The organism is Tropicimonas sp. (assembly GCF_047971885.1).
GTDB lineage: Bacteria > Pseudomonadota > Alphaproteobacteria > Rhodobacterales > Rhodobacteraceae > Tropicimonas.
Genome location: NZ_JBKEAE010000124.1, coordinates 19,783 through 41,698, shown reverse-complemented (window position 1 = coordinate 41,698; position 21,916 = coordinate 19,783). Strand labels below are relative to the sequence as shown.

At 66.3% G+C, this 21,916-nt stretch carries 19 protein-coding genes; 9 read left to right on the top strand and 10 right to left on the bottom strand.

The window, feature by feature from the left end; translation table 11 throughout:
* Positions 1–4: 4 nt before the first annotated feature.
* A complete protein-coding gene (gene cls, locus ACK5IR_RS10365; RefSeq protein WP_416928578.1) occupies positions 5–1,417 on the bottom strand; it encodes a cardiolipin synthase in 1,413 nt (470 codons plus the stop codon).
* 180 nt (positions 1,418–1,597) lie between these two features.
* Entirely contained in the window at positions 1,598–2,230 is a 633-nt protein-coding gene (locus tag ACK5IR_RS10360; RefSeq protein WP_416928576.1) for a hypothetical protein, read from the bottom strand.
* A 143-nt stretch (positions 2,231–2,373) separates the two neighbouring features.
* On the opposite strand from ACK5IR_RS10360, the gene ACK5IR_RS10355 reads away from it, so the two are divergent.
* The 7 genes from ACK5IR_RS10355 (at position 2,374) to lexA (ending at position 7,875) form a co-directional block, all read left to right on the top strand.
* On the top strand, positions 2,374–2,955 hold the full coding sequence (locus tag ACK5IR_RS10355) for an anthranilate synthase component II (protein WP_416928574.1): 582 nt from the start codon (positions 2,374–2,376) through the stop codon (positions 2,953–2,955).
* Positions 2,952–3,971, top strand: coding sequence for an anthranilate phosphoribosyltransferase (trpD, locus tag ACK5IR_RS10350; protein ID WP_416928572.1), 1,020 nt, complete (start codon positions 2,952–2,954; stop codon positions 3,969–3,971). The genes ACK5IR_RS10355 and trpD overlap by 4 nt, the downstream gene beginning before the upstream one ends.
* On the top strand, positions 3,968–4,633 hold the full coding sequence (locus tag ACK5IR_RS10345; protein WP_416928570.1) for a uracil-DNA glycosylase: 666 nt from the start codon (positions 3,968–3,970) through the stop codon (positions 4,631–4,633). Before trpD ends, ACK5IR_RS10345 begins: the two co-directional genes overlap by 4 nt.
* Positions 4,630–5,454, top strand: a complete 825-nt coding sequence (gene trpC, locus ACK5IR_RS10340) for an indole-3-glycerol phosphate synthase TrpC (protein ID WP_416928568.1) — start codon at positions 4,630–4,632, stop codon at positions 5,452–5,454. The genes ACK5IR_RS10345 and trpC overlap by 4 nt, the downstream gene beginning before the upstream one ends.
* Positions 5,454–5,930: a cyclic pyranopterin monophosphate synthase MoaC gene (moaC, locus tag ACK5IR_RS10335; RefSeq protein WP_416928566.1), complete on the top strand. Its 477-nt coding sequence runs from the start codon at positions 5,454–5,456 to the stop codon at positions 5,928–5,930. The genes trpC and moaC overlap by 1 nt, the downstream gene beginning before the upstream one ends.
* Positions 5,927–7,099 carry a gephyrin-like molybdotransferase Glp gene (gene glp, locus ACK5IR_RS10330; RefSeq protein ID WP_416928564.1) on the top strand — a complete coding sequence of 391 codons (1,173 nt, stop codon included), beginning with the start codon at positions 5,927–5,929 and terminating at the stop codon, positions 7,097–7,099. Before moaC ends, glp begins: the two co-directional genes overlap by 4 nt.
* Positions 7,100–7,179: 80 nt before the next feature.
* Positions 7,180–7,875 carry a transcriptional repressor LexA gene (gene lexA, locus ACK5IR_RS10325; protein ID WP_416928562.1) on the top strand — a complete coding sequence of 232 codons (696 nt, stop codon included), beginning with the start codon at positions 7,180–7,182 and terminating at the stop codon, positions 7,873–7,875.
* On the opposite strand, the gene ACK5IR_RS10320 is transcribed toward lexA, so the two are convergent.
* Positions 7,869–9,971, bottom strand: coding sequence for a ComEC/Rec2 family competence protein (locus ACK5IR_RS10320; RefSeq protein ID WP_416928560.1), 2,103 nt, complete (start codon positions 9,969–9,971; stop codon positions 7,869–7,871). The genes lexA and ACK5IR_RS10320 overlap by 7 nt on opposite strands.
* Positions 9,972–10,221: 250 nt before the next feature.
* Here ACK5IR_RS10320 and gltX point away from each other — a divergent pair, with 250 nt between their 5' ends.
* The gene (gene gltX / locus ACK5IR_RS10315) at positions 10,222–11,640 is read left to right on the top strand and encodes a glutamate--tRNA ligase (protein ID WP_416928558.1); all 1,419 of its coding nucleotides are present in this window, start codon (positions 10,222–10,224) and stop codon (positions 11,638–11,640) included.
* Between the two features lie 76 nt (positions 11,641–11,716).
* Positions 11,717–13,009: a citrate synthase gene (gene gltA / locus ACK5IR_RS10310; protein WP_416928556.1), complete on the top strand. Its 1,293-nt coding sequence runs from the start codon at positions 11,717–11,719 to the stop codon at positions 13,007–13,009.
* A 95-nt stretch (positions 13,010–13,104) separates the two neighbouring features.
* On the opposite strand, the gene ACK5IR_RS10305 is transcribed toward gltA, so the two are convergent.
* From ACK5IR_RS10305 to ACK5IR_RS10275, 7 genes are all read right to left on the bottom strand, one after another.
* Positions 13,105–13,896, bottom strand: a complete 792-nt coding sequence (locus tag ACK5IR_RS10305; RefSeq protein WP_416928554.1) for a GH25 family lysozyme — start codon at positions 13,894–13,896, stop codon at positions 13,105–13,107.
* Positions 13,896–15,125 carry a THUMP domain-containing class I SAM-dependent RNA methyltransferase gene (locus ACK5IR_RS10300; RefSeq protein WP_416928552.1) on the bottom strand — a complete coding sequence of 410 codons (1,230 nt, stop codon included), beginning with the start codon at positions 15,123–15,125 and terminating at the stop codon, positions 13,896–13,898. Before ACK5IR_RS10300 ends, ACK5IR_RS10305 begins: the two co-directional genes overlap by 1 nt.
* Before the next feature lie 285 nt (positions 15,126–15,410).
* Entirely contained in the window at positions 15,411–15,572 is a 162-nt protein-coding gene (locus tag ACK5IR_RS10295; RefSeq protein WP_416928550.1) for a hypothetical protein, read from the bottom strand.
* Between the two features lie 264 nt (positions 15,573–15,836).
* Positions 15,837–18,296, bottom strand: a complete 2,460-nt coding sequence (locus ACK5IR_RS10290) for a beta-glucosidase H (RefSeq protein ID WP_416928548.1) — start codon at positions 18,294–18,296, stop codon at positions 15,837–15,839.
* A gap of 109 nt (positions 18,297–18,405) precedes the next feature.
* A complete protein-coding gene (locus ACK5IR_RS10285; protein ID WP_416928546.1) occupies positions 18,406–19,998 on the bottom strand; it encodes a glycoside hydrolase family 43 protein in 1,593 nt (530 codons plus the stop codon).
* Positions 19,995–21,134, bottom strand: a complete 1,140-nt coding sequence (locus ACK5IR_RS10280) for a Gfo/Idh/MocA family protein (RefSeq protein ID WP_416928544.1) — start codon at positions 21,132–21,134, stop codon at positions 19,995–19,997. Before ACK5IR_RS10280 ends, ACK5IR_RS10285 begins: the two co-directional genes overlap by 4 nt.
* 11 nt (positions 21,135–21,145) lie before the next feature.
* Positions 21,146–21,898: a sugar phosphate isomerase/epimerase family protein gene (locus tag ACK5IR_RS10275; RefSeq protein WP_416928542.1), complete on the bottom strand. Its 753-nt coding sequence runs from the start codon at positions 21,896–21,898 to the stop codon at positions 21,146–21,148.
* Between the last annotated feature and the right edge of the window lie 18 nt (positions 21,899–21,916).

Sequence of the window (21,916 nt, the reverse complement as noted above, 5' to 3'; positions counted from 1 at the left end):
GGCCTCAGAGGACCGGTGCCATCAGCCGCGCGAAAGGCGCACCGAAACGGATGCGGCGGGGTTGCTCCTCGAGGGTCTTTTCCAGAACATAGGAATGCGCGAAGTCGTCTTCCAGCATCCGTTCCACATCTTCGGCGGCGCGGCGGTCGAATACCACCACGGTCGCCTCGAAATTGAGCCGGCAGGAGCGGTTGTCCATGTTGGTCGTTCCGACCGATGCGATGTTGTCGTCGACCAGCACAACCTTCTGGTGCATGAAGCCGTCGGTGTAACGATAGATTTTCACCCCGGCGGTCCGCACCTCGTCGAAATAGGCGAAGGCCGCGAGCCACGGCATGGTATGGTCGATCACCTCGGGCACGAGGATCCGCACGTCGACCCCGCGCAGCGCCGCCAGCTTGAGCGCGGTCAGGATGTCGATATCGGGCACGAAATAGGGCGATGCAATCCAGACCCGCTTCTGCGCGCGCGTGATGCAGGCACAGAAATAGATCGAGCCGGTCTCGAGCTCGTCGCCCGGGCCGGTGGCGACCAGAAGCGCGTCCATCTCCTCTTCCTCCCGCCCGGTGTCCCAGCACAGTTCGGGCAGCGGAAGCGCGTTGGTGGCCCAGTGCCAGTCTTCGGCGAAGACGATCTGAAGCTGCGAGACGACCGGCCCGCGCAACCGGCAATGGGTGTCGCGCCAGCGCCCGAAATACGGATCGCGGCCCATGTATTCGTCACCGACGTTCAGCCCGCCGATAAACCCCGTCTTTCCGTCGACAACCACCGTCTTGCGATGGTTGCGGAAATTCATCTCGAACCGGTGCCTGGGCCCGTTGAGCGCATGGGCGTTGACCGCCTCGACCCCGGCATTGTGCAGATCCTCGAGATAGGATTTCGGCAGTTTCACGCAGCCGACCGCATCGTAGAGCAGCCGGACCTCGACCCCGCGCGCCCGGGCGGCCTTGAGACGGCGGGCGAACTCCCGGCCAAGGTCGTCGTCCTTGAAGATGTAGAACTGTACCAGAATGTAATCCTGCGCGGCATTGATCGCCTCGAAGATCGCGTCGAAGGTCTGTTGCCCGTCGATCAGCAACTCCATCGAGTTTCCCGAGACTACCGGCAGTTCGGCCACTTTTTCGAAAGCGGAAAATCCGAAATTGCCGCCGCTTCCATGGGCGCGGTTCTGCTCGGCATAATGCTTGATATCGGCGATGACTTCCTGCGAATCCCTGCGGGCAATCAGATATCCGCGTACCCGATTGTGCCCGAAGACCAGAAAGGCAGGCACCGCCAGCCAGGCGTTGCTGACAAGAAAGATCACCCAGGCGATGGAGCCCTGCGGCGTGCGCGCCCGCGAAATCGCCGCATAGGCAAAATAGACCGCCGTCGCCTCAAGCAGCAGGACGACGATTGCACCCAGTGTGATCCACATGGTCCGTTCTCCCTCGGGCGTGGTTTTCTGCCATGAGCGAAGTTTCAACGAGCGGCGGGAACGATGCAAGGCGCTCGTTGCCGGAAACGGCAAGGGCCGGCGGTGCGGCCGGCGCGCATGCCAAAAACCGGCAGGTCGCGTCTGCCGCTCGCGGCCTGTCCGGCCGGTCGTGCCCGAACCCTAACGTGCGGTGCTGCCGGCATCCTGCCCGACCGGCGCGGCGGGCAAAACCGTCTGTGCCGGATCGGGCGGCACGAAAGCCGGTACGGGTGCGCCTTGCATAACCGGTCCCACGGGACCGGGCACCACCATCGCGGGGGCGGGGTTTTCGGACCGCGCGGCCGGTGCAGCGATGGCTCTTAGCGCTTCGGTGGCCGGGGCATGCGGCACGGCGACAAGAGGTCCGCCCACCTCGGGGCGGACGGTGCCGCCCGCTCCGGACACCGGCACACCGGATTCCACCGCACCGGGCTGCGCAACCACCGGGCCAGAGGATGCCGGCGGCGGCCCGTCCTGCGATGGCAGCGCAACCTCGGCCTCGGGCGGGGCACGGCGAAACTCCGATCCGGCGGGAATCGCCAGGCCCGGTGCCGCCGGAAGGCCCTCACGCCCCTTTTCCGCCGCGTCCCGTCCGGCGGAAGCGGCCGGTGCCGACGCCGTTTCGGCTTCGGGCGGCGCATACGGCGAAGGGCTGGCGCCGGCGTTTCCGCCCGTTGCCGGAGCGGAAAGCGGCAGCATCAGCGATGCGGTCCCCAGAACGGCGACCGATACGATGCTGCCCCAGATCATGCCAGACAGGATTCCCCGCGCCACGGACGCCTCCAGCTTCTTTCGTTGCGCCCGTACCTCGGACCGACGGACTCGCGGTACGCAGCCTTGACCCGGGCGGATGCCTCTGAACATGTATAGCCCGACCCGTACCGCGGTTCACCCCCTTCCTGCCGGGATACCTGCGAATGCTGCTACTGATCGATAACTACGACAGCTTCACCTACAATCTGGTTCACTATTTCGGCGAACTCGGCGCCCGGGTCGACGTCCGGCGCAACGATGCGCTCGACGTCGAGCAGGCGATGAGCCTTGGCGCCGAGGGCATTGTGCTGTCGCCGGGGCCCTGCGATCCGGCGCAGGCGGGCATCTGCCTGGCACTGACCCGCGCCGCCGCCGAGGCCGGCGTGCCGCTGCTCGGCGTCTGTCTCGGGCATCAGGCCAGTGGCGAGGCGTTCGGCGGCCGGGTGGTACGCTGCCACGAGATCGTGCACGGCAAGACGGGCCATATCCACCATGACGGCAGAGGTGTCTTTGCCGGTATCGAGGGGCCATTCGCGGCGACGCGCTATCATTCGCTGGTCGTCGAGCGCGAAAGCCTGCCCGAATGTCTCGAGGTATCGGCCTGGCTCGAGGACGGTACGATCATGGGGCTGCGCCACAGGACGCTGCCCGTCGAGGGCGTGCAGTTCCACCCCGAGAGCATCCGCTCCCAGCACGGCCACCGGATGCTGAAGAACTTCCTCGACCGCATGCGGGTGCCGGCATGAGCGATATTTTCAAACCCCTCGTCGGGCTTGCCGCCGAGCGCCCGCTGAGCCGCGCCGAGGCGGAAACCGCCTTCGACGCCCTGTTCGAGGGCATGGCGACGCCAAGTCAGATCGGCGGTTTCCTGATGGCGCTGCGCACGCGCGGCGAAACCGTCGAGGAGATTTCGGCCGCCGCCCGCGTGATGCGCGCCAAGTGCCACGCCGTCAGGGCGCCCGAAGGGGCGATGGATATCGTCGGAACCGGCGGCGACGGCAAGGGCACGCTGAACATTTCGACCGCCGCCGCCTTTGTCGTGGCCGGCGCCGGGGTGCCGGTGGCCAAGCACGGCAACCGCAACCTCTCGTCCAGATCCGGCTCGGCCGATGCGCTCGGCCAGATGGGGATCAACGTCATGGTTGGCCCCGAGGTGGTGGAGCGCGCGCTGAGCGAGGTCGGCATCGGGTTCATGATGGCGCCGATGCATCACCCGGCGATGCGCCACGTCATGCCGACACGAACCGAGCTTGGCACGCGGACGATCTTCAACCTGCTTGGTCCGCTGACCAATCCGGCGGGGGTGAAATACCAGCTTACCGGCGCCTTCTCACGCGACTGGCTGCGCCCGATGGCCGAAACGCTGGACGCGCTCGGCACACGCGGCGCCTGGCTGGTTCACGGCTCGGACGGGACCGACGAGCTTTCCATCGCCGGCCCGTCGTGGATCGTCGCGCTCAGCGATGGCGGGATCACCGAGCGCGAGATTTCTCCCGAAGACGCCGGGCTGCCGGTTCACCCCTTCGAGGCGGTCCTCGGCGGAACGCCCGCGGAAAACGGCCGGGCATTCGCCGCCCTGCTCGACGGCGCGCCGGGGGCCTATCGCGATGCGGTGCTGCTCAACGCCGCTGCGGCGCTGGTGGTCGCCGGGGTCGCGGGCGATCTGCCCGAGGCGGTCGCCGTCGCGCGCGAAAGCATCGACAGCGGTGCGGCCAGGGCCCGGGCCGAGGGGCTGGCGCGCGTGACCGCCGCAGCGGGATGAGGATCGCGACCGGTCATATCGGCGCCTGGGGCGCGTTGCCGTTCTTCCGCAGCGACCTGCTGCGGATCGCCGTTGCGCTCGACCGCGACGGGCGCCAGATCCTGCCGCCGGCCGACCGGATCCTTGCCGCGCTGGAACTGACCCAGCCCGACGACACGCGGGTTGTCATCCTCGGGCAGGACCCTTACCCGACGCCGGGCCACGCCCACGGGCTCGCCTTTTCCGCCGAACCCGATGTCCGGCCGCTGCCGCGATCGCTGGCCAATATCTACCGCGAGATGAAAGACGATCTGGGTGCCTGTCCGGCCAGTGCCGATCTGCGGTTCTGGGCGCGTCAGGGGGTGCTGCTGCTCAACGCGGTGCTCACCGTTCCGGCGGGCGAGGCGAACGGCCACGGAAAACTCGGCTGGCAGCGGCTGACCCGGCAGGTTCTGGACCGGCTTTCGGACCGGCCGCGCGCCTTTCTCCTCTGGGGCAGACAGGCGCAATCGGCCGCCGCCGGGCTCGACCCGGAAACACATCTCAAGATCGAAACCGCCCATCCCTCGCCGCTCTCGGCGCGGCGCGGATTTTTCGGCTCCCGCCCCTTTTCGCGCACCAACGACTGGCTTCGCGCACGGGGCGAGCCCCCCATCAACTGGACGACCGTGGAGGCTGCATGACCACCCCGACCATCCTCGAAAAGATCAGGGACTACAAGCTTGAGCATATCGCGGCCTGCAAGGCCGCGCGCCCGCAGGGTCAGGTGGAGGCGGAGGCCCGGGAGGCGCCCGTCGTCCGCCCCTTCGCAAAGGCACTGCAAAAGGCGACGCGGACCGGCTATGGGCTGATCGCCGAAATCAAGAAGGCCAGCCCCTCCAAGGGGCTGATCCGCGAGGATTTCGATCCCGCCACGCTGGCGCATGCCTATGAGGCGGGTGGCGCAACCTGTCTTTCGGTGCTGACCGACGGGCCGTCGTTCATGGGCGACGACGCCTATCTGGGCGCGGCCCGCGAAGCGTCCGGCCTGCCGGTGCTGCGCAAGGATTTCATGTTCGATACCTATCAGGTGGCCGAGGCGCGCGCGCTGGGGGCCGACTGCATCCTGATCATCATGGCCGCCGTTTCCGACAGCCAGGCAGCGGAACTGGAGGCGGCGGCGCAGGAATGGGAAATGGACGCACTGATCGAGGTGCACAACCGCGACGAGCTCGAACGTGCGCTCCGGCTTCAGGCCCACATGATCGGTATCAACAACCGCGACCTCAACACCTTCGAAACCACGCTCGACGTGACGCGCGGCCTGATCAAGTTCATCCCCGAGGATCGCCTGATCGTATCGGAATCCGGGCTTTCCGGTCCGAAGGAACTGGCCGAACTGGCGATGTATGGCGCCCGCTGCTTCCTGATCGGCGAAAGCCTGATGCGCGAGGCGGACGTCGAGGCCGCCACCCGCGCCCTGCTGGCCCATCCGCTGACCTCGGCCTATGGCGGGGGCATGTGATGCCGCTGACCCATTTCGATGCCCACGGTCAGGCGCATGTGGTCGATGTCTCCGGCAAACCCGTCACCGCGCGCATCGCCAGTGCCGAAGGGTATGTCCGCATGCGGCCTGAAACGCTCGATCTTGTCGAACAGGGAACGGCGAAGAAGGGCGATGTGCTGGGGGTTGCGCGTCTTGCCGGTATCATGGGCAGCAAGAAGACGGCCGATCTGATCCCGCTCTGCCATCCGCTGCCCGTCACAAGGGTCTCGGTCGAACTTGCCGCCGACCGCGACCTGCCGGGGGTACGCATTGCCGCGACCGTCGGAACCACCGGACAGACCGGAGTCGAGATGGAGGCGCTGACGGCCGTGTCGACGGCCGCACTGACGGTCTATGACATGCTCAAGGCCGTGGAGCGCGGCATGGAGATCGGCGGCATACGGGTCACGTTGAAGGACGGCGGAAAATCCGGCCGTTACGAGGTAGGCGAATGATTTCGGTTGCGGAAGCTCTTCAGAAGGTCCTTACGCTGGCCCGTCCGCTCGGGACGGAACTGGTGCCGCTGGCCGAGGCCGGCGGCCGTGTTCTGGCCGAACCCGTTATCGCGCGACGGGCGCAACCGCCCTTCGCCGCCTCGGCCATGGACGGCTATGCCCTGCGCGGAAACGAGATCGCCCCGGGCGCCCGCTTCGCCGTGATCGGCGAGGCCCCGGCCGGCCGCGCCTTTGCCGGGCAGGTCGGGCCGGGTCAGGCTGTTCGCATCTTTACCGGCGCGCCGGTGCCCAACGGGGCCGATCACGTCGTGATCCAGGAGGATACGCACCGCGACGGCGATGCGGTCGTCATTGCGGAGACGACGAGCAGCGGCAACAATATCCGCCCCGCCGGCGGCGATTTCCGCCCCGGCGACCGGATCGGGGCGCCCCGGCGCCTTTCGCCGTTCGACCTTGCGCTGGCGGCGGCGATGAACGTTCCGGAACTGGCGGTTTTCCGGCGGCCGGTCGTGGCGCTTCTGGCGACCGGCGACGAACTGGTGATGCCGGGCGAGACCCCGCGCGACGACCAGATCGTCGCCTCCAACGCGTTCGGCCTGAAGGCGATGTTCGAGGCCGCCGGCGCCGAGGTCCGTCTTCTGCCCATCGCGCGCGACGACGTGCAGAGCCTGACCACCGCCTTCGGGTTGTGCCAGGGCGCGGATCTGACGGTGACGATCGGCGGCGCCTCGGTCGGCGATCACGATCTGGTCGGCAAGGTGGCCGGCGATCTGGGGATGGAGCGCGCCTTCTACAAGGTCGCGATGCGGCCCGGCAAGCCGCTGATGGCCGGGCGCATGGGCGATGCGGCGATGCTCGGTCTGCCCGGCAATCCGGTCTCGGCCATGGTGTGTGCCCACCTGTTCGCCATTCCCCTGCTGCGCCACATGCAGGGGCAGGAACCGGCCGGCACGCCGCGCATCGAGGCCCGGCTTGGCGCCGCCGTCGCCGCGAACGGGCCGCGCGAGCATTTCATGCGGGCACGGCTCGAGGGCGGAATCATCACCCCGTTCGACCGGCAGGACAGCGCACTGCTGAGCGTCCTGTCATCGGCAAACGCCCTGCTGGCAAGACCCGCCGGCGATGGCCCGCGACAGGCCGGCGACATGGTCGAGGTGATTCCCCTCTGATCTGCGGTATTGACACAAAACGTGAACACTGGCAGAACAGGCCGTAAACACAACCCGACCTACCCGATACGGGGGCTGCCATGCTGACGAAGAAGCAACTGGATCTGCTGGAGTTCATCCACACCCGCGTTCAGCGCGACGGGGTGCCCCCGTCGTTCGACGAAATGAAGGACGCGCTCGATCTGCGGTCGAAATCGGGCATCCACCGGCTGATCACCGCGCTGGAAGAGCGCGGCTTCATCCGCCGGCTGGCACATCGCGCGCGCGCCATCGAGATCGTGAAACTGCCCGAACCGTTGCAGACAAAGGGGTTCCGGCCGCTGGTGATCGACGGCGACGCGCGCAACGAGGCGTCGGTAGCGCCGGCAAACGCCATTCCGGTACAGGTTCAGGCGACCGAACTGCCGGTGATGGGGCGGATCGCGGCCGGCGTTCCGATCGAGGCGATCAGCCATGCCAGCCATACCGTCGCGGTTCCGACCCAGATGGTCGGCCGCGGCCCGCATTATGCGCTCGAGGTCCGGGGCGACTCGATGATCAACGCCGGCATCAACGATGGCGACATCGTGGTGATCCGCGAACAGAGAACCGCCGACGACGGCGATATCGTTGTGGCACTGGTGATCGACGACAACGAGGCGACGCTGAAACGGTTCCGCCGCAGGGGCAGCACCGTTGCCCTCGAAGCCGCCAATCCGGCTTACGAGACGCGGCTTTTCCGCGACGATCAGGTAAAGGTTCAGGGGCGGCTGGTCGGGCTGATCCGCAGCTACTGATCTTTCCGTTCTGCGCGCCGCCGCGCGGGCGACCACAGACGCTGCCCCGTAACATCCGCAACCGTCAGCAGGGCCGCGCCCCGGGCCGAGGGCGTGATCGCAACCGCACCGCTCTGGCGCAGGCTGCGGGGATCGAGCAGGATGCAGGGGCCGTCGGGGCGATGTTCGGGCGGCGTGCTCAGAACGACGATTTCGTTTCCGCAGATCCGGCCGAGTTGCGCTTCGGCGTCGCGCCCCGACAGATGGCGCAGCCGGATCCCCGCAACTTCGATCCGCCTGTCGCCGGGTGCGCCGGTGAAACCGGGGCGCAGGGCGGCCTGCTCCTGATCGGCGGCGTCACCATCGTTTTCCAGCCAGGTTCGGGCGGCGAACCCGTCACCGCGTGGCTTCGACAGCGCGCGCCCCTCGGCTCCGACAACGCCGACCAGACCGCCCGTATCCGACACCAGAACGACGGGCCGTTCCGCCTGTACCCACAGGACAGATGCCGCAACGACCGGCACCAGCCCGACCCGGCGGGCACGCCCCTGCCAGAGTATCAGAAACAGGAACCCGCCGCCCAGCAGCGGAAGAACCCCGGCACCCGGAGCAACGACATGGCTCACCGCCCCGTCGAGCGCGGATACCCCGTGCGCCACCCACAATATCCACTCCAGCCCCCAGCGCATCGCCCAGAGCGCCAGCCCGGACAGGCCAAGCGGCCACAGGACAACCGCCGCGACCGCCGCCGGCATGACCAGCGCGCCCATCAGGGGCACCGACAGCAGGTTGGCGAGCAGCCCGTAATCCGCGATGCGGTTGAAATGGGCTGCGGCAAGGGGCGCCGTGGCCGCCCCGGCAACGGCGGAAGACAGCAGAACCGTCAGGGCCGGTGCCAGCCAGCCCGGCGGGCGCGGAAGCCGGTCGCGCCAGCCGCGCAGCAGGCCGAATGCCACCACCAGCGCCGTGGTGGCGGCAAACGACATCTGAAAGCCCGGACCAAGCAGCGCCTCGGGGCTGAGAACCAGCAGGATCGTCGCGGCGATGGCAACCGAGCGCAGGCTGATCGCCCGCCGCTCAAGCAACACCGCCACCAGCATCACGCCGACCATCACAAAAGCACGCAGGGTCGAGACCGCCCCGCCCGACAGCGCCAGGTAGAAGGCCGCGGCGGCGAGCGCCCCGACGGCGGCGATCTTTTTCGTCGGCCAGCGCAGCGCCAATGCCGGAACCAGCGCCATGGCCATCCGCAGGGCGGAGAACACCACACCGGTCAGCAGCGCCATATGCAGGCCCGAGATCGCCAGAAGATGTGCCATGTTCGAATTTCGCAGGTCGTCCACCACCTCGCGCGGCAACCCCGACCGGTCGCCGGTCAGGAGTGCGGCGGCAAAAGCCCCTGCCGCACCGGGAATCCGCTCCTGCAGCGCGCGGCTCAGGACCATCCGGATACGGAATATCGCCAGTTCCGGCGCGCGCTCGGGCGGGGAAAGCGCCAGCACGGGTGTGCGTGTATAGCCCACCGCCCCCAACCCGTCGAACCAGGCCATGCGGCGGAAATCGAACCCGCCCGGTTCGACCGGCCCGTTGGGCGGCGAGAGATGCCCGGTCAGGATCACCGTCAATCCCGGCTCGGGTACCAGGAAGCCCTGATCGCCGTGCAGGGAAACGCGCACCCGCGTCGGCGTACGCCCGTGACGCATATCCTTCAGTACCACCCGGTCGAGCGTCAGGCGCGTTTTGTCCGAAACGGAGCGGTCGATATCGACGATCCGCCCCTCGATCGGCCCGTAGTAGCGGAAGCCCAGCACCGGTTCGGCCACCAGATGCGCCCGCGCGCCGGCCAGAAGCAGCCCCGCGATCACCAGCGCGGCGGCCCGGAACAACGGTGCCGATACCTCTCCCGCCCGCAGGCCCGCCACCGCGGCGGCCAGCATCGCGCCGGCGCAGAACCCGTAGAACAGCGCATCCGGCTCGAACCGGAGCGAAAACCACCCACCGATTCCCGCCGCCAGACAGACCGGCACCCACAACAACAGGCTTCCCCGTTGCGCACGCAGCGCCCCGGCCAGCCGCTGGCGCCAATCGGGCAGCGGGCGCGATCCTGCTTCTGACAAAACCTCGACCTGCACCGGACGAGGCTAGGCAATCGTGGTTTACGGCTGGTTAACAACCGACAACGCCGGCCGGGCGCACCCTGCGTCGGGGATGCGCCTCTCCCGGACACATGGGCACCTCTTTACCTTCGCGCGGCGCAGCGAATATACCCGGGTGCAAGGTGCCGCTGGCAGCTTTCATGCCATTGCACGTCGCCGGTGCCTGATGTGGCGTCAGGTACGCGGTTCAGATTCGAAAGGCTATCTTCCCATGCAGGACGGCACTCAGGTTGTCACCCGTATCGCCCCCTCACCCACCGGTTTCATGCATATCGGCACGGCGCGAACGGCGTTGTTCAACTGGCTCTATGCGCGCGGCCGGGGCGGCAGGTTCCTGCTGCGGATCGAGGATACCGACCGCGAGCGCGCCACGCCCGGCGCCACCGAAGCGATCCTGCGCGGCATGACATGGCTGGGGCTGGGGTGGGACGGCGAGGCCGTTAGCCAGTTTGCCCGCGCCGGCCGCCACGCCGAGATCGCCCATGCCATGCTGGAAACCGGCGATGCCTACAAGTGCTTTTCGACCCCTGACGAGATCGCCGCCTACCGCGAGACGGCACGGGCAGAGGGGCGCAGCACCAACTTCCGCAGCCCATGGCGCGACGCCGATCCCGCCGATTACCCCGATGCGCCCCATGCCATCCGCATCCGCGCCCCGCGCGAGGGCGAGACGGTGATCGAGGACAGGGTGCAGGGCAGCGTGCGCTGGAAGAACACCGACCTCGACGACATGATCCTGCTGCGCTCGGACGGCACGCCGACCTACATGCTCGCCGTGGTGGTCGACGATCACGACATGGGCGTGACCCATGTGATCCGCGGCGATGACCACCTTGCCAACGCGGCACGACAATCGCTGATCTACCGCGCGATGGGCTGGCCGTTGCCCGTCTATGCCCATATTCCGCTCATCCTCGGGCCGGACGGCAAGAAACTGTCGAAGCGTCACGGCGCCACCGGGGTCGAGGAATACCAGAAGATGGGATATCCCGCTTCGGGCATGCGCAACTACCTTGCCCGGCTCGGCTGGAGCCATGGCGACGACGAGTTCTTCACCGACGCGCAGGCCCTCGAATGGTTCGATCTGGATGGAATCAACAAGGCGCCGGCGCGCTTCGATTTCAAAAAGCTCGAAAATCTCTGCGGGCAGCATATTGCAAGCGCAGAAGATTCCGGGATTCTGACCGATCTGGTGGCATATCTGTCAGCCATCGACGCCGATCCGTTGACGAAAACACAGGAAGATGGACTTTCGCGCGCCATGTACAGCCTGAAAGAGCGATCCAAAACATATGGCGAACTCATTGAAAAAGCACACTTCGTTCTTGGATCGCGCCCGTTCCTGCCGGACGGGAAGGCAGCGGCGGCACTCGATCCTGTATCCCGTGGTATACTGATCGAATTGACGCCGCACCTGCAAAATGCTAGCTGGACGCGGGATGGGCTGGAGGACGCCATCGCCGCCTTCGCCGGGGAAAAAGATTTGAAACTCGGCAGGATCGCACCGCCTCTGCGCGCCGCGCTTGCGGGGCGTACCGTGACGCCCAGCGTCTTTGACATGATGCTCGTAATCGGCCGCGAGGAAACACTGGGCCGGATCGAGGATGCCACCGGGCATTCAGGAAACTAGCCCGCCGCCCGCGGAACAAGCTGCTGCCCCGGAGGCCGGATCGGCCCGCCGGACAACGAACAGAAAGGGATGCCAGATGACGGATAGAATCGCGAAACTCACTTTCGACGGCAAGTCCTTCGACCTGCCGCTGCTGTCGCCCACGCTCGGACCCGATGCGGCAGACATCCGCAAGCTCTATGCCCAGGCCGATATCTTCACCTTCGATCCCGGCTTCACCTCGACCGCCGCCTGCCAGTCGACGATCACCTTCATCGATGGCGAAAAGGGCGAACTGCTGCATCGCGGTTACCCGATCGAGCAGCTTGCCGAGAAATCGCACTACCTGGAGGTCTGCTATCTGCTGCTTTACGGTGAACTGCCGACCCGGGCGCAGATGGAGCAGTTCGAAAATACCATCACACGGCACACGATGCTGCACGAGCAGATGCAGTATTTCTTCCGCGGTTTCCGCCGCGATGCCCATCCGATGGCAACCATGGTCGGTGTGGTCGGCGCCATGTCGGCCTTCTACCACGATTCGACCGACATTACCGATCAGGCGCAGCGCGAAATCGCCTCGCACCGGCTGATCGCCAAGATGCCGACAATCGCCGCCTGGGCCTACAAGTATTCGATCGGCCAGCCCTTCGTCTATCCGCGCAACGATCTCGATTTCGCGGCCAACTTCCTGCACATGTGCTTCTCGGTGCCGGCCGAACCCTATCACGTCGACCCGATCCTTGCCCATGCGATGGACCGGATCTTCACCCTGCACGCCGATCATGAGCAGAACGCCTCGACCTCGACGGTGCGGCTGGCCTCCTCGTCGGGCGCCAATCCCTTCGCCTGTATCGCCGCCGGAATCGCCTGCCTCTGGGGCCCGTCGCATGGCGGTGCCAACCAGGCGGTGCTGGAAATGCTGCGCGAAATCGGCACGCCGGACCGGATCCCCGAGTTCATCGCCCGCGCCAAGGACAAGGACGATCCATTCCGCCTGATGGGCTTCGGCCACCGGGTCTACAAGAACCTCGATCCGCGCGCCAAGGTGATGAAGAAGTCGGCCGACGAGGTGCTCGATCTGCTCGGCATTCACGACAACCCGGTTCTGCAGACCGCCAAGGAACTGGAGCGGATCGCGCTCGAGGACGGCTACTTCATCGAGAAGAAGCTCTATCCGAACGTCGATTTCTACTCGGGCATCATCCTCGACGCGATGGGCTTTCCGACCTCGATGTTCACGCCGATCTTCGCCCTGGCGCGGACGGTCGGCTGGGTTTCGCAGTGGAAAGAACAGCTTGCTGATCCCGAGCACAAGATCGGCCGCCCGCGTCAGCTCTATACCGGTGCCCCTTTCCGCGATTACCTTCCGGTGGACGAACGCGGATAGGCCCAAACCGGTTTTGCGCCTTTACCCGCCCCCTGCCGGCACCTCGCCGCAGGGGGCTTTGCCGTCCCGGCAGCTTCACCCGGGGAAGACGGGTGTCAGCCCGCCCAGGCGTCCCAGTCGGCAGCGCTGCCGCGAAAGACGTTGATGTCGACCTGCCCCGGCACGCCGGGTACCAGACCGGTGCCGGTATATTGCCAGAAATGCCAGGGCGCGCCCGGATAGACCTCGCTCGGATGGCCGGCGACCGAGCGCAGCCAGAACCGCGTGCCGCCGAGCCGCCCGATACCGGTATCGCGCCAGAACTCGACGCCGGTATAGAGAATCGGGCGCTGGCCGTAGTGGCGTTCGAGAATATCGAGGAATTTGCGCGCCTCGCTGCGAACGACTGCCCCGTCGGGACGCAGCAGGCAGGTCGGCGAATAGGGATTCCATTCCATGTCGAGCACCGGCGGCAGCATTCCCGGCTCTTTCGGCACATTGCGGATGAACCAGCGTGCCTGCTCTTCGGCCGAGCGGCAGAAGTAATAGAAATGATAGGCGCCATGCGGCAGGCCGGCCCGCCGGGCACCGTTCCAGTGTTCGCGGAACATCGGGTCGAGGTCCTCGGCGCCCTCGGTGGCCTTGATATAGGCGAAATTCACCCCCGAGTTGCGCACGCGGCGCCAGTCGATCGGCCCCTGATAGCGCGAGACGTCGATCCCGTGCACCGCATGGGCCCGCGGCCCGCGCCCCTGCCATTCATGCGGATCAGCATCGCCAAAGGCCGGATACAGCGCCAGCGCGCCCTGTACATCGGATGTGCCGGCACGATTCGGCATCCGTTCGCCCCCTCCGCCGCAGGCGGCGAGCAGGGCAAGAAGGGCAGCAAGCAATGCGAAAGGTCTCATCAGGATATCTCCGGCGAATCGGTATCAGGCCGTCCTTCCACCCCATTAATGCCATCCGGACAACTGCTGGCAATATCCCTTGCGGGCGCTGGGCGATCGCCGGAACCCTGTTCGCCCAGCGCGCCGGTGCGGAACAGTGCGACCTTCAGTCCACCATGGGGAACGGGTGCGCCGGGTGGCCCGAACGGCAAATCCGTGCTGCGGGCCAGGCCGGCGTCGCTGGTCACCAGACCCACCCGCCAGCCACCGAACCGGGTTTTCAGAACCTCGCCCAGGGTCGCGTGCAGGGCAAAAAGCGGCTTGCGGTTGCCGATCCGCGCGCCGTAGGGCGGGTTGACGATGACCAGCCCCGGCGAGCCTTCGGGCGGGAAAAGCTCGCTCACCGGCTGGCAGCGGAACTCCGTCAGCGCCCCAACACCCGCGCGCTCCGCATTGGCGCGGCTCATGGCGATTGCACCGGCATCGCGGTCGAAGCCGAAAAACCGTGGCGCCGCCGTGATGGCGGCCGCCCGCGGCGCGCGGCGCATCGCCTCCCATGCCGCCGGATCGAAGGTCGCAAGCTGTTCAAAGGCAAAGTGCCGTGCCCGGCCGGGGGCAAGACCGGCGGCGATTTCCGCCGCCTCGATGATGAACGTCCCCGAACCGCACATCGGGTCGACCACCGGACCGCTGCCGTCGTAGCCACACTGGCGCAGGAACATCGCCGCCATCGTCTCGCGCATCGGCGCCTTGCCCACCGCCTGCTTGTGACCGCGCCGATGCAGGGAATCGCCCGATGTATCGACGCTGAGGGTGCAAAGATCGTCCTCGATCCGCACCTTGATCCGTACCAGCGCATCATCGGCGACCGGCGCACCGAGCGTTTCGGTGATCGCGCGCCCGATCCGCTGCGCCGCCGCCCCCTGATGGTAGATTTTCGAACGCCGGCAGGTCACCTCGACCCGCACCGGCACATCGGGGCGCAACACCTCGCCCCAGGGGAACCGGCGCGCCCGCTTGTCGAGTTGCGCCAGATGAAAGGCCCGGAAGGCGCCGATCCGCGCCAGCACCCGCGTCGCACCGCGCAGCCACAGATTGGCCCGCCAGACATCCGGCCAGCCGCCCTGCAACGTCACGCCCCCCGCAACGGCCCGGGGTGCGGGCAACCCGAGCCCGCATGCCTCGTCGTGAAGCGGTACTTCGAGCCCGGGCGCAGCCACAAGGAATATTTCGAAACCGGACCTGTCCATGTCCGGTGCTTAGCGAAGCTCAGGCAAACCCGCGACCGCTTTTTTCGCGCCGGAATGAGCGCAACCGCTCCGGTGCGGCGTATCGCCCGTTCCCGATGACGGAAGATGTCGAATTTCCGGCACGAGCCCGACCATTTTCAAGAATGCGATGCTGAAACAAAATCTGACGGGTTGGCCATTGTGCTGAAATGTCGAAGGGCAGACCGCGGGTCTGCCCTTCAGCTGTTTGGTGTATTTGCTGTCTGCGGTGGTTCGGTCTGGCCACCCTCTTCCGGCCGCATCTTCTCAGGCGGCGTAGACCGCTTCGCGGGCGATCTTGCGGGCGTCGCCACGATGGATGTCGAGGTCCAGGGCAACGTCGAGCGGCATGTTTTCAATCGCACGGACGGTGCGGTTGTAACGGGTACGCCTGGCGACGATCTCGCGGATGGTCTCGATCAGTGTCATTTCAATCTCCTCTGCCAACTTTCATGTCATCATCGACACGGCACATATCGGGTACCTGTTAGCGCTAGACAACTTCATGAAAGTTCGAACCGCCATGCAAATTCTGCAATGCGGCAAAAGATCGGGAATATCGCCCTGCACGGCAAAAGCAGTGGCTCGAACATCACACTGACCGGCGCGAAAGCCGGTGTTCGAGTGGAAAATCGCAGGGCGTGGCCCGCCGCCCGGCGGAACACGCCAGCTTTCCCCGGCAACGTAGCTGCGTCAGACAGCGAGCGTCATCGACGGCATTGCAACCCGCACCGACGCCCGGATATCGACCGCCGAGAACCCGGCCTCGATCGTGAAATCGCCCGTCTCGACACGCCAGAGCCGGTTCGCCACATCGAAGAAGGCAAAATCGCGGGGACCGAGATCGAACGTCATCGCGCGGCTTTCGCCCGGTTCGAGGGTGGCTTTTCCGAATGCCTTGAGTTCGCGCACCGGCCGGTCGACCGATGCCGCGATATCGCCGGCATAGATCTGCACCACCGTGGACCCCCTGCGCCGGCCGGTATTCCGCAGCGTCACGGCGACATGTACGGTGTCGCCGTCCCGAACGGCCGACAGATCGCCCATCTCGAACGTCATGTAGGAAAGACCGTGGCCAAAGGCAAAGAGCGGAACGATCCCCGCCCGGTCGTAATGCCGGTAGCCGATGAAGACGCCCTCCCGGTAGCGCACCTTTCCGTCACGCCCGGGATAGACCTCGGGATCGGCGCTCCAGGTGGGGTTGTCTTCCCAGCGCACGGGAAAGGTCTGCGGCAGGCGGCCGCCCGGTTCGGCATCGCCGAAAAGAACATCGGCAATCGCATTGCCCGCCTCCTGCCCGGGATACCACGCCTGAAGGATCGCCGGCGTTTGCGCCACCCACGGCATTTCGACCGGCCCGCCCGTCTGCAGGACGACAATGGTGCGCGGATTGGCGGCCAGAACCGCTTCGACCAGTTCGTTCTGCCGCCCCGGCAGGGTGATGTTCTCGAGGTCGGAGCCCTCGGTATCCCATTCGCCCGACCGGCCGACAAAGACGATCACCGTTTCGGCCTCGCCGGCGATCCGTGCCGCCTCGGCGATATCGGCGTTGCCCATCGGTACGCCGATCCCGGCGCGCAGTGCCGCGATCATCAGCGTTGTACCTTCCCGCGCCGCGAACTCGATGGTGACGGTATGGTCGGTGCCCGCTTCCAGCACCTTTTCGCCGACAACCTCGTCGCAGCCCTCCTCGAAGAAGGTGCGCCCCCGCGTCCAGTGCGTCGCGGCATCGGCAACCACCTCACCATCGACCAGCATCTTCGACAGGCCCGCCGCATGGATACCGAAGCGGTGCACGCCCGTCACCCCGGCGGTATAGGTGCCGGTCATGCGAACCGAAAACCGGTGCGGATCGACCTTTCCCTCGGCAAGTGGCGGCACCCAGAACGCCTCGGACGCGGTCATGGTCTCGGTATGGGCCGGCGCGCCCTCGAATCGCGGATTGTCGAAATACTCGACCCTGATATCGGCGTGCCAGAGCGGCTCCCAGCGGTGGTTGGTACACCCTTGCGCGTAAAGCAGCCTGTCCTCGCCCAGACGTGCCGCCAGTCCGTCCCAGGGCGAGACGCTGTAGTAGGGGTTGAGTTGCGCCGAACCGCCGCCCATGATCCGGGCCACCCTGGCGTTCGGGCCGATCACCGCAATCCTGCCGCCGGATGCCGGCAGGGGAAGTATCCCGTCATTCTTGAGCAGAACCGTTCCCGCGGCACCCGCCCTGCGGATCAGGGCGCGGGTTTCGGGACGGTCGTTTTCCCGCTCTTCGAACGGGCGATGATCGTCCAGCGACCCGACCCGCTCCATGAGTTTCAGCACCGCTTCGGCGCTGGCGGCAATGGTTTGCCTGGTCACCGAGGCGGCTTCGACAGCCGCGATCAGCTTGTCGCCGCGATCACGTGTCGGCCCCGGCATTTCCAGGTCGAGCCCCGCATTCACCGTCGGCGCCGTCGAATGCGAGCCGAACCAGTCCGACATGACGATGCCGTCATATCCCCAGTCGCCGCGCAGGACCTCGGTCAGCAGCCATTCGCTCTCCGAGGCAAATACCCCGTTCAGACGGTTGTAAGAGGACATCACCCCCCAGGTTCCGGCCTTCTTCACCGCATCCTCGAACGTGCGCAGATAGATCTCGCGCAAGCTGCGCTCGTCGATCTCCGAGTTCATGGTGGTACGCTGGATCTCGCTTTCGTTGCCGGCGAAATGCTTGATCGTCGCCGAAACACCCTGCGCCTGCATGCCCGCGATATACCCGACCGCCAGCGCGGCGGTCAGTTCCGGATCCTCGGAATAGCATTCGAAATTGCGCCCGTTGGTCACCGAGCGATGGATATTGACCGTCGGCGCCAGCGAGACATGCGCGCCCTTCGCCTTTACCTCGTCGGCGATGGCAGCGCCAATCTCGCCCGCAAGCGCGGGATCCCATGTCGCGCCGATCGAGATCCCGACCGGAAAGGCCGCCGATCTGACCCCGCCGACCAACCCGCCGCCGCCGCGCGCGCCATTCGGCCCGTCGGTTACCCGCAGCGTTCCGATTTCCAGCCGTCCGATCGGGTTGACCGACCAGAAATCCTGCCCGGACAGGATCGATACCTGCTCTTCCAGGGTCATTTCCCCCGCCAGTTCGGCGGCGGTCCTGTCAGACGATCGGTTTTTCATTTGACATCTCCTCTTCGGGGTGCGGCGACCGCACACATGCGGACAGCACAGACAACTCGTATCCGGCACCCCGGTTCCGGAAACGGGGCACACTGGTAGCGGGCGGCGATCACCCGTCGCCTGGGCGATAGGCGAACCGGGTAAAGCGCGCCTCCCTGCCGTGACCGGTGATATCGAAGGCCAGCATCCCGACGAAGGCGCCGGTGAACGATCCGTGCTCGCCTGGCGGGCCCTCGTCCGAGATCAGCCACGCGTCCAGTTCCGGACCCGCCGCCTGCCAGTCGCCGCCCTGCCGCCAGAAGAACCGCTGGACCGCACGGTCGACCTCGACAGCCATCTCCACCGGCCCCTCGGCAAGCGGCACGGCATCGTCGAGCCGGTAGGTCAACTTGCCGTCCGGGTAATCCCCCAGGCACGAGGCGGTAACGAGACAGCGGCCGATACCCGGCTCCTCTGTCAGCAGCAGGCAGTGAAACTTGTAGCGATTGTAATAGGTTGTCAGCCCGGCGGCCTGCTGCCAGGTCTCCGGCGCGAAATCGAGCGTCGTCTCGGCGCGATAGGTGAAATCCTCCTGCCGCCGGGCGACCAGCGCCTGCTCGAACCAGCTGCCGACGCTCTCGCGCCCGGTCAGCACCAGCGCACCGGGTTCGACCCGGAACAGCCGCTCGGGAAAGGGCGTGCGCAGCCACTGGAATTCACCCGGCAGCTTTCCGTCGGCGAAATCCGTGACCGAGGGCAGCCGGGGCGCCGGCGCGACATCGACAAGGCCGGGAAGCTCCTGCCGAACCACCAGACCGCCCGCTTCGAGATAGAGCCAGTCGTCGCGCCAGACGCAACGCTCAATGCCACTCTCACGCCCCAGCGGGCAATAGCGTCCGGGCAGCGGCCGCCCCATCAGAAAGCTGTGATAGACCTGACCGTCCGGCGTTTCGACATATTGCCCGTGCCCGGTGCGCTGGATCGGATATTCCGCCACACCCGCCGCAGTCAGCAGGTGCCTGTCGGGATGCAACTCGTAGGGGCCGCGAATATCGCGTGACCGGGCCATGGTGATGGCATGGTTGTAACCTGTGCCCCCCTCGGCCGTGGTCAGGTAGTAATATCCGTTGCGTTTGAACAGATGCGGCCCCTCGGTCAGGCCCAGTGGCGAGCCGTCGAATATCCGGGTGATACCGCCTGTCAGGCCCATTTCGGGGTGCCATTCCTGAAGCAGGATGCCGTCGAACGAGGCATTGGCGGGGTTGGCGCCGCTACCCGGTCCGCGGTGGTTCCATTGCAGCACCACGAACCACTTGCGGCCATCGTCATCGTGGAAAAGCGACGGATCGAACCCGTTGGAATTGACATGGACGGGGTCGGACCAGTCGCCGTCGACGGTTTCGCAGGTGACGATGTAGTTATGCGTGTCCTTGAAGCTTCCGCCCAGACGCCTGACATCCGTGTAAACCAGCCAGAACCTGCCGTCGGCGTGGCTGAGGCATGGCGCCCAGACACCCCCCGAATCCGGGTTTCCCCGCAGGTCGAGTTGCGATGGCCGGTTGAGCGGCCGGGCCACCAGCCGCCAGTTCACCAGATCGCGCGAATGGTGGATCTGAACCCCCGGGTACCATTCGAAGGTCGAGGTGGCGATGTAGTAATCCTCCCCGACCCGGCAGATCGACGGGTCGGGGTTGAAGCCGGGCAGGATGGGGTTGCGGATCACGGCGCCGCCCTGAGCAGCGATGCCGCCTCTTCGGGCAGCAGCACCTCGGGGCGGTCGCAGGTGGTCGAAAGATCGACAAACGCGCCGGCCTCGCCCGATTTCAGGATCGATGTCATCACGTCGATCACATGCAGCGCAAGCTCCAGCGAACAGCGGTGCGGGCGCCCCTGCGCAATTGCCGCCGCCATGTCGGCCAGCCCGGCAACCCGATAATTGGCGCGCCAGACACCATCCTTTTCTTCGTTGGGGATGCCGAAGGGGTGCTGCCACGCTTCGACCGGCCGGATGACACGATCCCCGCCGGCCATTTCCAGCGCACCGCCGAAGAAGTTCGGATCGGGCACGAAAAGGCTGCCGCCGGTCCCGTAGAGTTCCATTGGCGCGTGACGATGGGCGGAAACATCCCAACTCGACGAAAAGGTGATGCTGGCGCCCGAGACGAATTCGAGCAGGGCGTGGATCGTCGTCGGCGTGTTTACCGGTACCGCCTGACCGGCCAGCGGCCCGGTGCCGATGGTCCGGGTGTGGAACGCCGCCGAAGACAGCGCCGCCACCCGCCTGACCGGCCCCAGAAGCTGCACCAGATTGGTGATGTAGTAGGGGCCCAGATCCAGCACCGGCCCGCCGCCGGGCTGGAAGAAGAAGCCGGGGTTGGGATGCCATGCCTCCATGCCCCGGCTCATCACATGGGCGGTGCCCGATGTGATGCGGCCGATGGCATCGCCGTCGATCAGGGCGCGCGCCTGCTGATGGCTGCCGCCAAGGAACGTGTCGGGCGCCGAGCCCACGCGCAACCCGCGCCCGGCAGCCAGCTTGTGCAGCGCCTCGCCCTTGTCCAGCGAAAGAACGAACGGCTTTTCCGAATAGACATGCTTGCCGGCTTCGAGGATCGCCGCCGATACCGAAAAATGCGCATCCGGTATGGTGAGGTTGACGATGACGTCGATATCGTCGGCATCGAGAAGTTCGTCGACCGTATACGCCCGCACACCGAATTCCCCGGCACGCGCCGCGACGGCCTCGGCGTTGATATCCGCCACCGCCCGCATTTCCAGTCCCCTGAACAGGGGCGCAAGTGTCAGATAGGCGGTCGAAATGTTGCCGCATCCGATGATGCCGACACCCAGATTGGTCATGATGGGTTTCCTCAGAACGTCTTTGCGGTGGCGATGGAGCGGCTGGCAAACCGCGCATCGTCCTTCGGATTGTCGTGTTCCACCACAAGGAAGCGGGCGGCGGATGCATCGACCGCCGGGATGATCGTATCCCAGTCCATCACCCCATGGCCCACATCGGCCCAGCCGTCCTCGTCGGCATTCTGGCCTTCGGAGGCGCGATCCTTAAGGTGCACGGCGATCAGCCGGTCAGAATGTTCGCGTACCAGTTCCGCCGGCGACCGGCCGGCGACCTGTGCCCAGGCCAGATCGAGCTCGAGCGCGACATCGTTGTCGGCCAGTATCAGATCGAGCGGCAGCGACCCGTCGGGCAATGCCTCGAATTCGAAGGCGTGGTTGTGCCAGCCATAGGCGAAGCCCGCATCGCGGACCGGCTTGCCCGCTTCGGCCAGCGCGGCGCCGAAGGCGCGCCATCCGGCGGCATCGGCGGGGCGCCGGTCGGGCGGCAGGAACGGCACGATGACGGCGGCCATGTCAAGCTCGCGGGCGATGTCGATGGTGCGGGCGGGATCGTCACGCACCATGTCGAAACCGAAGTGTCCCGTCGGCATGGCCAATCCGTTCCGGGCAAGATCAGCCTTCAGTTTTCCAAGATCGTCGAGCCCGGCGTAGAGCGCGCCGTATCCCTCGACCTGCGTGTAGCCGAGATCGGCCACCATCTTGAGCGTATCCGGCAGCGGGCCGAAATTGCGCGAGGAATAGAGCTGGTAGGAGAAATCACGCATGGCGTGTCCTTTCGTGCT

Excerpts from the sequence above, each read along its gene's own strand:
- cls (WP_416928578.1), bottom strand. The coding sequence starts at position 1,417 with ATGTGGATCACACTGGGTGCAATCGTCGTCCTGCTGCTTGAGGCGACG.
- ACK5IR_RS10355 (WP_416928574.1), top strand. The coding sequence starts at position 2,374 with ATGCTGCTACTGATCGATAACTACGACAGCTTCACCTACAATCTGGTT.
- trpD (WP_416928572.1), top strand. The coding sequence starts at position 2,952 with ATGAGCGATATTTTCAAACCCCTCGTCGGGCTTGCCGCCGAGCGCCCG.
- ACK5IR_RS10345 (WP_416928570.1), top strand. The coding sequence starts at position 3,968 with ATGAGGATCGCGACCGGTCATATCGGCGCCTGGGGCGCGTTGCCGTTC.
- trpC (WP_416928568.1), top strand. The coding sequence starts at position 4,630 with ATGACCACCCCGACCATCCTCGAAAAGATCAGGGACTACAAGCTTGAG.
- moaC (WP_416928566.1), top strand. The coding sequence starts at position 5,454 with ATGCCGCTGACCCATTTCGATGCCCACGGTCAGGCGCATGTGGTCGAT.
- glp (WP_416928564.1), top strand. The coding sequence starts at position 5,927 with ATGATTTCGGTTGCGGAAGCTCTTCAGAAGGTCCTTACGCTGGCCCGT.
- lexA (WP_416928562.1), top strand. The coding sequence starts at position 7,180 with ATGCTGACGAAGAAGCAACTGGATCTGCTGGAGTTCATCCACACCCGC.
- gltX (WP_416928558.1), top strand. The coding sequence starts at position 10,222 with ATGCAGGACGGCACTCAGGTTGTCACCCGTATCGCCCCCTCACCCACC.
- gltA (WP_416928556.1), top strand. The coding sequence starts at position 11,717 with ATGACGGATAGAATCGCGAAACTCACTTTCGACGGCAAGTCCTTCGAC.
- ACK5IR_RS10305 (WP_416928554.1), bottom strand. The coding sequence starts at position 13,896 with ATGAGACCTTTCGCATTGCTTGCTGCCCTTCTTGCCCTGCTCGCCGCC.
- ACK5IR_RS10300 (WP_416928552.1), bottom strand. The coding sequence starts at position 15,125 with ATGGACAGGTCCGGTTTCGAAATATTCCTTGTGGCTGCGCCCGGGCTC.
- ACK5IR_RS10295 (WP_416928550.1), bottom strand. The coding sequence starts at position 15,572 with ATGACACTGATCGAGACCATCCGCGAGATCGTCGCCAGGCGTACCCGT.
- ACK5IR_RS10290 (WP_416928548.1), bottom strand. The coding sequence starts at position 18,296 with ATGAAAAACCGATCGTCTGACAGGACCGCCGCCGAACTGGCGGGGGAA.
- ACK5IR_RS10280 (WP_416928544.1), bottom strand. The coding sequence starts at position 21,134 with ATGACCAATCTGGGTGTCGGCATCATCGGATGCGGCAACATTTCGACC.
- ACK5IR_RS10275 (WP_416928542.1), bottom strand. The coding sequence starts at position 21,898 with ATGCGTGATTTCTCCTACCAGCTCTATTCCTCGCGCAATTTCGGCCCG.